At 57.0% G+C, this 12,023-nt stretch carries 8 protein-coding genes; 4 read left to right on the top strand and 4 right to left on the bottom strand.

What is annotated here, in order from left to right:
* Positions 1 to 13: 13 nt before the first annotated feature.
* Entirely contained in the window at positions 14 to 1,645 is a 1,632-nt protein-coding gene (locus SVU69_03030; GenBank protein MDY6941972.1) for an ABC transporter substrate-binding protein, read from the bottom strand.
* A gap of 256 nt (positions 1,646 to 1,901) precedes the next feature.
* On the opposite strand from SVU69_03030, the gene SVU69_03025 reads away from it, so the two are divergent.
* Positions 1,902 to 2,756, top strand: coding sequence for a C1 family peptidase (locus SVU69_03025; protein MDY6941971.1), 855 nt, complete (start codon positions 1,902 to 1,904; stop codon positions 2,754 to 2,756).
* 95 nt (positions 2,757 to 2,851) lie between these two features.
* Here the strand turns inward: SVU69_03025 and lpdA are convergent, their stop codons facing one another.
* The 3 genes from lpdA to aceE all read right to left on the bottom strand — a co-directional run bounded on the left by lpdA (position 2,852) and on the right by aceE (position 8,690).
* Entirely contained in the window at positions 2,852 to 4,579 is a 1,728-nt protein-coding gene (gene lpdA / locus SVU69_03020; protein MDY6941970.1) for a dihydrolipoyl dehydrogenase, read from the bottom strand.
* 88 nt (positions 4,580 to 4,667) lie between these two features.
* Entirely contained in the window at positions 4,668 to 6,017 is a 1,350-nt protein-coding gene (gene aceF, locus SVU69_03015; protein ID MDY6941969.1) for a dihydrolipoyllysine-residue acetyltransferase, read from the bottom strand.
* 18 nt (positions 6,018 to 6,035) lie between these two features.
* Positions 6,036 to 8,690, bottom strand: coding sequence for a pyruvate dehydrogenase (acetyl-transferring), homodimeric type (gene aceE / locus SVU69_03010; GenBank protein MDY6941968.1), 2,655 nt, complete (start codon positions 8,688 to 8,690; stop codon positions 6,036 to 6,038).
* A gap of 251 nt (positions 8,691 to 8,941) precedes the next feature.
* Here aceE and moaA point away from each other — a divergent pair, with 251 nt between their 5' ends.
* From moaA to SVU69_02995, 3 genes are read left to right on the top strand one after another with little or no spacing between them, the layout of a single operon-like run.
* Positions 8,942 to 9,952 carry a GTP 3',8-cyclase MoaA gene (gene moaA, locus SVU69_03005; protein MDY6941967.1) on the top strand — a complete coding sequence of 337 codons (1,011 nt, stop codon included), beginning with the start codon at positions 8,942 to 8,944 and terminating at the stop codon, positions 9,950 to 9,952.
* 4 nt (positions 9,953 to 9,956) lie between these two features.
* Complete coding sequence (gene mobA / locus SVU69_03000) at positions 9,957 to 10,637, top strand: molybdenum cofactor guanylyltransferase MobA (GenBank protein MDY6941966.1); 681 nt, start codon at positions 9,957 to 9,959, stop codon at positions 10,635 to 10,637.
* Entirely contained in the window at positions 10,618 to 11,853 is a 1,236-nt protein-coding gene (locus SVU69_02995; protein MDY6941965.1) for a molybdopterin molybdotransferase MoeA, read from the top strand. Before mobA ends, SVU69_02995 begins: the two co-directional genes overlap by 20 nt.
* Positions 11,854 to 12,023 lie beyond the last annotated feature (170 nt).

The raw sequence follows: 12,023 nt of genomic DNA, 5'->3' as shown, positions 1-12,023 counted from the left end.
GTGAGCGCGACCGTCAGTCGATGTAGGCTTCTGGAGCAATGAGCGTGTTGTCGTTCTCGAGACTTTCTTCCGCTTTGGTGCCGAGTTTTACGCGGTACATACTGTGGTCGGCGGCGGTAATCAGCGCATCGATGCTATCCCCTTCCGCTGGGTAAACCGCGACGCCGAGGCTTGCGGAAACTTTAATTCCGTGCCCTTCGAAGTAAATCGGTTCCTTAAAAGCCTTGCGCAATGTGCTGATGAGTCGGGAAACCTGGGTTCTGTCTTCTATTCCCGACAGAATGATGACGAATTCATCTCCACCCAACCGGGCAGCGATATCGGATTCACGTAGGGCATTGACCAGTATTTCCCCGATGTGAATCAACACCACGTCGCCGGCACGATGACCGTAAGCGTCGTTGATCAGCTTGAAATCGTTCAGATCCAGAAAGCACAAGGCCAGTTTCTCGTTCTGCCGCTTAGCGGATCGCAGCATCTGTTCCGCGCGGGCGAACAACTGCAGTCGGTTGGGAAGCTTCGTCAGCGCGTCGCTGTAGGCGATCTTCTTGATTTCTTCTTCGGCGATTCGTCGCAATTCAACTTCCCGACGGGTTTTTCTGTTGACCAGATAGAGCAGTATCACGATCAGTGTCAAGGCGGCCATGGCGCCGGTTGCCAGCCGCAGCAAATGGGCGAAGCGTTCGACATCTTCCTGCTGGTCGCGCGCAGGATCGAATATGAAACCGTCCAGGCGATCGATGCTTTCGATCATGTCCAGGCGCTGAAATGTTTCGGCCATATGCTTCCAACGTCCGGGATTCATATGACCGATGGTGACAATGTTGGGCAGAATCAGATTCTCGACAGTCGCCGCTTCAAATGCCAAGTGCTCTCGGCTTTTCGTTACGCCGTACTTCTCGATCAGCAGATCAATGATTTCGTCAGGATGGTCGAGGGCATATTGCCAACCTTGGAGACTGGCGGCCAAGAATTTCTCAACTCTTTCCGGGTGTTGAAGCGTCTCGTTTTCGCTGGTGAAGATGATGTCGCTATAGAAATCGACGCCGTACATGTGGGGGTCGATGACCGTGTAGGCCACATTTCTTTTTCTCAAGTAAAACGGCTCGTTACTCAAATAAGAATTAAATGCATCGGTTCGGCCTTCTGCGAGATCGTCGATATCGTAGCTGCTGGGAATGATATCGATTTGTGATAAATCGATGCCCTCGTTTATAAACATCGCCAGTAAGTCGGCATCGATCCGCCGGTCCATCAACATGACCCGTTTTCCGACCAGGTCGTGTGGAGACTTGATATTGCGGTCTTTCTTGACTAGTAAAACGGATGGAGAGTGTTGGTAGACGGAAGCCAGCGCAATCAGGGGGCGGCCCTGCAATCGTTCGAGAAGAACCTCGCTGTTGCCGACTCCGTAGTGCGAGCGACCGGTGAGGACCTCGTTGACGGGTGTGACGCCCGGCGCGCCAGCGCGCAACTCCACCTCTAGGCCCGCATCACGGTAATAACCCTGATCAACCGCGGCGTAAAAACCCGCAAACTGAAACTGGTGGTGCCATCGCAACTGGACATTGATTGTCTCGGCGTGAGACAGAAACGGGGTGGCCATGCAAAAGGCTGCCGCAGCGAGGCGGATAGGCAGTCTCATAAGCTAATGCCTTTCTTACGGCGGGGCGAGGTTGAACGAAATCATAAGCCGTTTTCTGCGGGATTGACAGTTCGCGAGTATGGTCTATCACCGTGGGGCGGCGTTACGCGAAGCCCTGGGCAGCGGAGGACGGGACGTCTGGAGGCAGGCGATATGTGAGTTGATCTAACACGGCATTTCCGTTGTTTTGAACGAATCCAAAACAAGGATACGAACCGATCAAAGGACGGGGGCCTAATAGGAGGCTTTAAGGATCATGAATACGCGTGCATTAGGTGCTTTGGGTTGGCAACGAGATTTACCGGATTTTAGGGATTACTCAGCTGAATCCCGAGAAGTAGACAAAATTCTACGCAAGTCAAAACCGCTCAAGTCAGCCGCACAGTCTCAGCCGGATCACGTTGACTTGCGGGCGTGGTGTTCGCCGATCGAAGATCAAGGCAGCGTGGGTTCGTGCACAGCCAATGCCGGCATCGGCTTGTTGGAATACTATCAACGTCGTGCTTTCGGTAAGCATTTAAATGGATCGCGGCTTTTTCTGTACAAAGTGACTCGGAACCTTCTGGGCTGGACCGGCGATACCGGGGCCTATCTGCGGGACACCATAAAAGCTATGGCGTTATTCGGTGTGCCGCCGGAGACCTATTGGCCCTACGAACTTGATCGCTTTGATGATGAACCGACCGCTTTTTGCTACGCCTTTGGGCAGTCTTACCAGACCTTGCAGTACTATCGGCACGACCCGGTGGGCACGCCGCCTAAAACGGTCCTCACCAACGTGAAGAGCTATTTGGCAGCGGGGCTTCCCGCCATGTTCGGTTTCTCTGTCTATAGTTCGATGCCGGGTATCGGCGAGGGGTCAGGTGAAATCCCCTATCCAACACCGGGCGAGCGCCTGGAAGGCGGTCATGCGGTCGTGGCTGTCGGCTATGATGACGCGCGTCGTATCTCCGGCGACAAGGGTGCGTTGCTGATCCGCAATTCCTGGGGCACTGCCTGGGGAGAGGAGGGCTATGGTTGGCTACCGTATAAGTATGTCGAAAAAGGCTTGGCCGTAGATTTTTGGTCTCTGCTGCAGGCCGAATTCGTCGATACTGATCTATTCAAATAGTGGCCTTGGAGCAGAGGCACTTGAGGGGGGAGCGGTGAGTCGTTTGCGCCCGTCCCGACTAGGAAGGTCGTTCCGGGCGCAAAGATCGTGTTGAGTTATCTGGAGCGCCGCCTGGGTGGCATTAAGTCCGTGATGGTTCCGGCGTAGGATTCAGCCGCAAAAGCGATGGTTTCCGACAGTGTCGGGTGCGGGTGAATCGTTAGGCCAATATCTTCCGCATCCGAGCCCATTTCGATGGCATGGGCGATCTCTGCAATCAAATCGCCGGCGTGTGGGCCCACGATGCCACCGCCGATGATTCGGTTGGTGGCTTCATCAAAGATCAGCTTGGTCATGCCCTCGTCGCGCCCCATTCCCAGCGCGCGACCGCTGGCCGCCCAGGGGAACAGCCCTTTGCCGTACTTGATTTTTTGCTGCTTTGCCTCGGATTCGGTCAAGCCGCACCAAGCGATTTCAGGGTCGCAGTAGGCGACTGCGGGAATCACGCGGGCGACGAAAAAGGATTTCTCTCCGGCGGCGACCTCGGCCGCCACTTTGCCTTGGTGGGTGGCTTTGTGCGCGAGCATGGGGCCAGGTACACAATCGCCGATGGCGAAGATATGGGGCTGCGCGGTGCGCATCTGTTGGTCGACTTCGATCAAACCCTGCTCATTGGAGGTGAGTTCGGCTTTTTCAAGGTCGATTTGGTCGCCGTTGGGGCGTCGTCCCACTGCAACCAGAACTCGATCGAAGATATCTGAGGCAGGCGCGTCGTTCCCCTCAAAGCTGACTTTCAGTCCCTTATCCGTTGCCTCCATGGCGGTGACTTTGGTGTTGAGGAAAATATTCTCAAATCGTTTGGCGACGTGTTTTTGCAGTGGCCGCACCAAGTCGGGGTCGGCGCCGTTCACCAATTGCGGCAGCATTTCCACAATGGTCACTTGGCTACCCAGCGCGCTGTAGAAGCTGCCCATTTCCATACCGATAATTCCGCCGCCGAGAATGAGCAATCTGGGGGGTATCTCAGGCAACTCCAGCGCTTCGGTCGAGAACATGACGCGGGGATCGTCGGGTAGAAAGGGAAGTTTTACGACCCGGGATCCGACGGCGATGACAGCTTGCTCGAACTCCAGGATGGATTGTTCGGAATCGTGCTCAATATCCAATTGATGTGGGGTGGCGAACCGGGCTGTGCCGCGGACGATACGGACATTCCGTTGCTTTGCCAGCTGCGTCAGCCCGCCCGTCAACTGACCCACGACACTGCTTTTCCAGTTGCGCAGTTGATCGAGATTAATCTCCGGTTGGCTGAAGTTGATGCCATGCTCTGACATGGCCTTGGCGTCGTCGATGACTTTGGCGGCATGTAGGAGGGCTTTGGATGGGATACAGCCGACGTTCAAGCACACGCCACCGAGTGTCGGTGCCTGTTCGACCAGGGTCACGTCAAGTCCCAAGTCAGCCGCCCGAAACGCGGCGGTGTAGCCGCCCGGTCCCCCGCCGATAACGACCAGTTGGGTTTTGACATCAACTCGGCCCACCTGGGCGCTGGGAGAAGGTCGGGGTTTGGGTATCTCCCGCTTGGGGGCGGTGGTCTGTTCCGACGCGATCTCGATATCGGCAATCTTTGAACCTTGGGAGACTTTATCCCCGGCTTTGACATGCAATGTCTTGATGGTGCCGGCGAATGGCGTCGGGACATCGAGAGCCGCTTTGTCGCTTTCCAGGGTGATGATGGGTTGTTCTGCCGTGACCTCATCGCCCGGTTTAACCAGGACTTCAACCACATCCACGTTCTCGAAATCGCCAATATCGGGCACGATCACTTGGCGTATGTCGCTCATGATGGCTCCTGTTCGTCGCCGCGTAGTTGCGACGCTCGTCCGGTTTTTGCGGGAGGCATGTGATGCGCGCCTCCACTGTGTTCGGCTTCTACAATAACAATCGTCGGATATCCGACAGCATGTCGCTCAAGTAGCGGGTAAAACGTGCAGCGTCCGCACCGTCGATCACCCGGTGGTCGTAAGAAAACGACAGGGGAAGGATCAAACGGGGCGCGAAGCTGCCATCGCTTTGAAAGACCGGCTGCATGCGTGCCCGGGAAACGCCCAAAATGGCGACCTCGGGCGCATTGATGATGGGAGTGAACGCCGTTCCGCCGATGCCGCCCAAGCTGGAGATGGAAAACGTCGCACCCTGCAAATGTTCGGGCTTCAATCGTCGGTTGCGCGCCAATTCCGCCAGTTCCGACACTTCCTTGGCCAGCTCGAAGATACCTTTCTTATCGGCGTCTTTGACTACCGGGACCACTAAGCCGTCTCCCGTGTCCACCGCCACGCCGATATGGATGTAGCGCTTGTAAATCAGATTCTCGCCGCTGGGGTCTAACGAGGCGTTGACGTGTGGGAACTCCTTCAAGGTGCTTGCGCAGGCATCCAGCAGAAAGGCCAGCAGTGTCAATTTGACATCACGTTTTTGTGCTCGCTCCAGGTTTTCCTTACGAAAATCCTCCAGCTCGGTGATATCCGCCTCGTCGAACTGCGTGACGTGGGGAATATTCAACCAACTGCGGTGAAGATTAGGGCCCGAAAGGCGTTTGATTCTGGAAAGTGGTTTTACCTCGATCTCGCCGAATTTGGCGAAATCCACTTCCGGTATGACCGGAATACCACCGGTTTTTTCCACCGCCTGTAATTGTTGTTTGACGAATCGTTGAACGTCCTCTTTCAGGATGCGCTGTTTGGCGCCAGTGCCCGAGACCTTGGTCAGGTCGACGCCAAGCTCCCGTGCGAATCGCCGAACACCAGGGCTGGCATGGGGCGTAAAGGCTTGTGAGAGGTCCACTTCCGGCTGTCCGGTCGCCGGTGCCGAGCGGGGTGAACCGCCTGCCGGCGGGGCTTCGGGTTTTTCCACAGGCTTGGGTTTTTGCTCGTTCGCGGAAGCCTTCGGCGATTCTGGCTTGTTGTCCGCAGCTTTCCCGGAAGGTGCGGATTCTGGCGGTGGCTGTGCCGTTTCCTGCTCTGTTTCTTCCGATACGCCTTCTTGCGCACGAACCGTCGCGATCAGCGTGCCTTCGCTGACCTTGTCGCCGACATTGACGTGCATCGCTTCCACCTCCCCTGCGACCGGCGAGGGAACATCCAGCGCCGCCTTATCGCTTTCCAGGGTGATGATGGGTTGTTCCGCGGCCACCGTGTCTCCCGGTTTGACCAGGACCTCCACGACGTCCACGTTTTCGAAATCACCAATGTCCGGTACGTTGATTTCCATCGAGCGCGCCAAATCGGATCCTCCCGATTGCTAAACGGTCCAGGGGGCGGGTTTTTCCGGATCGATATTGAATCGTTGAATGGCCTCGGTTAGCACTGAGGACTCGAGCTGCCCCTCGGCCGTCAACGAATACAGTGCTGCAATCGTGATATACGCGGCGTTTACTTCAAAGAAGTGACGCAGTTCCGCCCGTGTGTCCGAGCGCCCGAAACCGTCGGTTCCGAGCACGGTGTATCGGTGATGGACATGGGGGCGAATCTGTTCGGCGAAACTGCGCATATAGTCGGTGGCAGCGACCACCGGGCCCTCCGCCGCTGCCAGGCAGTGTTCGACATAACTTTGGCGTGGGGCCTCGGTGGGGTGCAAAAGGTTCCAGCGGTCGATCATCATGCCTTCGCGCCGCAGTTCAGGAAAACTGGTCACGCTCCAGACATCTGCCGCTACCTGATAATCATCTTCCAGTATCCGGGCTGCGGATTCGACCTCCCTCAAAATCGTGCCCGATCCGAGCAGCTGAACTCTCGGTCCGTCCCGTTCGCTGCGTCGTAAGGGGTACATCCCCTTGATGATGCCCTCGCTGACGCCTTCCGGCAGTGGCGGGTGGGCGTAGTTCTCGTTCATCACGGTGATGTAATAGAAGGCGTTTTCGCCGTCTTCGTACATCCGTTTCATGCCGTTATGGATGATCACCGCCAACTCGTAGCCGTAGCAGGGATCGTAGATGCGGCAGTTGGGGTTGGTGTTGGCCAGTATGGTGCTGTGGCCGTCCTGGTGCTGTAATCCCTCACCCGCGAGGGTTGTCCGCCCGGCCGTGCCGCCCAGCAGGAAGCCGCGGGCCCGGCTGTCGGCAGCCGCCCAGGTGAGATCGCCCACGCGCTGAAAGCCGAACATCGAGTAGAAAATGAAAAACGGGACCATCGTCACGCCGTGGTTGCTGTAAGCGGTCGCGGCGGCCAACCAGGAGCAAAACGCGCCTGCTTCCGTGATGCCCTCTTCCAGGATCTGTCCCTTTTTATCCTCCCGATAATACGCGAGTTGGTCTGCGTCCTGGGGTTCATACAGTTGCCCGGCGGAAGAATAGATACCGATTTGCCGGAAAAGGCCTTCCATGCCGAATGTGCGTGCCTCGTCGGGCACAATGGGAACGACGCGCTCACCGAGTTTTTTGTCACGAACCAAGGCGGTCAGAAGCCGCACAAATGCCATGGTGGTGGAGATTTCCCGGTCACCGGTCCCTTTGATGATTGCGTCGAATACAGACAGGGGAGGTACTTCGAGCTGATCGCCTTCGCGCCGACGGGTCGGCAGGAAACCGCCCAGCGTATCCCGGCGTTCGCGCATGTATTTGATTTCTGCGCTGTCTTCGGGGGGGCGGTAAAAGGGTGCGTCGTCAATTTCCTCATCCGAGATGGGTATGTGAAAGCGGTCTCTGAAGGCTTTCAGTGCATCGACACTGACTTTCTTTTGCTGGTGGGTGATGTTTTGTCCTTCACCCGCTTCCCCCATGCCGTAGCCTTTTACCGTTTTGGCCAGGATGACGGTGGGTTGCCCGGTATGCTTCGTGGCGGCGGCGTAGGCAGCATAAACCTTGTGAGGATCATGCCCGCCCCGGTTGAGTCGCCAGATATCCTCGTCGGTCATCCGCGCGACCATTTCCTTGAGTTCGGGGTATTTTCCGAAGAAATGTTCCCGGGTGTAGGCACCGCCTTTCGCTTTGTAGTTTTGGTATTCGCCATCGACGGCCTCGGCCATTCGTTTCCGTAACAAGCTTTTGGTATCGGCGGCCAGCAACGGATCCCAGTAAGAGCCCCAAATCAGTTTGATGACGTTCCAGCCGGTACCGCGGAAGTCGCCTTCCAGTTCCTGAATGATCTTGGAGTTGCCTCGTACCGGTCCGTCCAGGCGTTGCAGGTTGCAGTTGATGACGAAGATCAGGTTGTCCAGATTTTCTCGGGCTGCCATGCCAATGGCGCCCAACGATTCGGGTTCGTCGGTTTCGCCGTCTCCCAGAAAAACCCAAACCTTGCGGTTGCTGGTGTCCAATATCCCGCGGTTGTGCAGGTATTTCATGAACCGCGCCTGATAGATACCCATGATCGGGCCTAAGCCCATCGACACGGTTGGAAATTGCCAGAACTCTGGCATCAGCCAGGGGTGCGGGTAAGAGGACAAGCCCTTGCCGTTGGCTTCCTGACGGAAGCGGTGAAGATCTTCTTTATGGAGGCGTCGTTCCAGGTAAGCTCGTGCATAGACCCCAGGGGCCGAGTGTCCCTGGATGTACACCAAGTCCCCGCCGTGGTCGTCGTTCTGCGCGTGGAAAAAGTGGTTGAATCCTACGTCGTATAGGGTGGCGGCCGATGCGAAGCTGGCGATATGGCCGCCCAGACCAGCGTGCTCCCGGTTAGTCTTGATGACCATGGCCAGCGCGTTCCAGCGAACAAGTGAGCGAATCCGCCACTCCAACTCGGCATCGCCCGGGCTGCGTTCCTCCAGGGCCGGCGGAATGGTATTGACGTATTCGGTGTTGGCGCTAAACGGTATGAAAGCACCCGATCGACGAGCTTTTTCGACCAAGGTTTCCAGGAGGAAATGCGCCCGCTCCGGGCCCTCACGCTCGAGTACCGCGTTCAGGGCATCCAGCCACTCTTTCGTTTCTTGGGGATCGAGGTCTCGGGTTTCACTCATCGAGCGATTTCTCCTGCTGGGCGGACTGAGTGGAACAACGCCGGTGGGATGCTTTGATAGTAGCTTGAGAGCTGAGACTTTTTCCAGCGTACACCATGCGATCTCGACTATCCCAGCGTATTCTTGATCATAATTTGCGGGATCTTTGCGGCACCGGGGTGCTTGGCGGTATTCTTGCGCAATGAATACGAGGCGGCGGTTTTTCATTCCGTTTCGGAATTGTCTCGTCACCTGATTTCGTCGGTACCTCTATGCCAGTGAAGCCTGAAAAAACACCTCAGCTTATTGATCGGTTTGGTCGCGCCGTCACCTACCTTCGCATATCGGTGACCGACCGTTGCGATTTTCGCTGCCTCTATTGCATGTCGGAAAACATGCAGTTTTTGCCCCGTCCCCAGGTCCTGACACTTGAAGAGCTGCTCACGATTGGTCAGGCGGCGTCTGAGTTGGGTGTGCGCAAGATTCGTATAACCGGTGGCGAGCCGCTGGTGCGAAAAAACATTGTTTGGTTGTTGGAGAGGCTTGCGCGGTTACCGGATGTGGACGAATTGGCCCTCACGACCAACGGTTCGCAGCTTGCACGTATGGCGTCGGCGTTAAAACAGGCCGGCGTTCGACGGTTGAATATTAGTTTAGATAGCCTGAAACCCGAGCGCTTCAGGGACATGACCCGCGTGGGTGATCTGGAAAAAGTACTACAGGGCATCGACCAGGCACTTTCCGTTGGCTTTGAACGGATCAAGATCAATTCCGTGGTATTGGCCGGCTACAATGACGATGAAGTCCTGGATTTAGTGGATTTCTGCCGAGACCGATCGCTGGATATTAGCTTTATCGAGGAAATGCCGTTAGGTGTGGTCAATAGCCATAATCGACAGCTGGCATTTTTCTCCAGCGACCAGGTTCGCGCTGAGATCGAAAAAAAGTACCCTTTGATCACCAGCCCCGAAAGCTCAGGCGGTCCTTCTCGATACTACCGGATGAGCGGCAACCCGATCCGAGTTGGATTCATCTCACCCCACAGCCATAATTTTTGCGACACATGTAATCGGGTTCGATTGACTGCTGAAGGGCGGCTTCTTTTGTGTCTTGGTCAAGAGTACTCGGCTGATCTTCGTCGTGTTGTTCGATCCCATCCTGGGGAGCTGGAGCCGGTCAAGGCGGCGCTCAAGGGTGCCATGAGCATCAAACCCCAAGGACATGATTTCGACCTGGGTCAGGACACTAAAGTATTGCGATTCATGAATATGACCGGTGGGTGAACGGATGTCGCGGTCTCCGTCCGGCGGATCCAGCAGCGGTCCCGGGTCGTCTGTCTCGGGTTTGATCCTGGCTGGAGGGCGCGGGCGGCGCATGGGGTCCACTGATAAGGGATGGGTGAGTCTGAAGGACAGGCCGTTGATCCAATGGGTGTGTGATCGCCTCTCGCCCCAAGTGGCCGATCTTGTGATTAATGCCAACCAAAACCGAGCCCGCTACGAAGCGCTCGGGTTTTCAGTGGTTGAAGACACACTGCCGGGCTACCAAGGCCCTTTGGCCGGACTGGCAACCGGGCTGGCGGCTCTGGAAACCGAGCTGGTCTTGGCCGTGCCGGTGGATGCGCCGGTTTTTCCCGCCGATTTGGGGCAGCGGTTGCTGGAGGCTTTGGTCGGGGCTCAAGCGGACGTCGCTGTCGTTCATGACGGTGAGCGCATCCAACCGACATTCTTGCTGCTGCGCCGGGTGCCGTGTCTGCTGCGATTGCAAAGCGCGCTTGCAGCCGGCGAGCACGGTTTGGGACGGTGGGTGATGGCCCAGTCTGCGGCATTTGCAGATTTCGCCGGCCGGTCTCGAGAATTCTCCAACGTAAACTATCCAGAAGACTTAGTTGCCTTGGCGTCATGTTCTGGTGGTGCACTCGATAATGATTCCACTGAGGTCGAATCGCATGTCCCATGGTTCCTGTGATCGTCCGCAGGACTTGAGTGTCACGCAGGCGCGAGAGCGCATTTTGAGCCGCATCGAGCCGGTGCCCGAGCGGCAGCGTGTCGCGACCCACCAAGCGCTGGGCCGTATACTGGGTGAGGCGCTGGTCGCGCGCCATGATTTGCCGCCGTTTTCGAGTTCCGCCATGGACGGCTATGCTTTGCGCAGCGCCGACGCATCGGCACCGGGCGTTGTGTTGCGAAGTGTGGGGCGCGCCCTGGCCGGCCATCCCTACACAGGGCGGGTGGATCCGTTGCAGTGCGTGCGCATCATGACCGGCGCACCCGTCCCACCTGATTGCGACGCGGTGATTCCCCAAGAAAACGTCGAGATCTGCGAAGGCTCGGTTCGTCTCTCCTTCGCGGTCACCGCGGGCGACAACGTCCGACCGGCCGGAGAAGATTTTCGAGCCAGTGAAGAGATGCTCCCATCCGGCCATCGACTGCGAGCGATTGATTTGGGGTTAGTCGCCTCAATGGGACTGGATCAGCTCGTGGTCACGCGGCCGATAACGGTGGCGTACTTTTCCACCGGCGATGAACTGCAAATGCTCGGTAAGACACTGGGTCCCGGGCAGATTTTCGACAGCAATCGTCCATTGCTGGCCGGACTGTTCGCGGACTCCGGTATCGAACTGCAGGATCTCGGTGTGATTCCCGACGATCGCGAAGCGACACGATCGGCGCTAACAGCAGCGGCGAGCGCGGATGTGGTGGTGACCACCGGGGGTGTTTCGGTGGGTGAGGCGGATTATGTGAAAGATTGTTTGGCCGAACTGGGTCAAGTAGATATCTGGCGCGTTGCGCTCAAACCCGGACGTCCGCTGACCTTTGGTCGACTCGACCGCGCGTGGTTTTTTGGCTTGCCTGGTAATCCGGTCTCGGCGGTGGTGACCTACTTATTGTTCGTTCGTCCGGCGCTTCAGCGTTTGGCTGGGTGTCCGATAGAAGATCCTCAGGCCTGGCCGGCGATCGCCGACGAGCCATTGCGCAAGCGGCCAGGCCGAGAGGAATATCAACGTGGTTATTGTTTTCAGGATCCGGATGGGCAGTTGCGCGTTCGCAGTACAGGCAGTCAGGGCTCCGGTTTGATCGGTTCTTTGACCCGCGGCAACTGTTTTATCCATCTGGCAGCGGAAAGCGGTTCGGTTACCTCGGGTGACGTGGTTTCGGTGATTCCTTACGCCGCGTGTTTTTGATGCGCCGGATTGGTTGTGGCGATATGGCATTATGGCGTTTGCACGCCCGCCAAATTGGGTTACACTCCCGCACGTTTCAACGTCTGAAGGGGGCATGTCCAAGTGGCCGGCGAACGAATGCTGTCGCTGAAGCGGTTATGGATGTGATACCCCGATATGAGAGGTTGACT

The organism is Pseudomonadota bacterium (assembly GCA_034189865.1).
GTDB lineage: Bacteria > Pseudomonadota > Gammaproteobacteria > UBA5335 > UBA5335 > JAXHTV01.
Note: the sequence above shows the minus strand (reverse complement) of the source record. Positions and strands in the feature narration are given on the sequence as shown.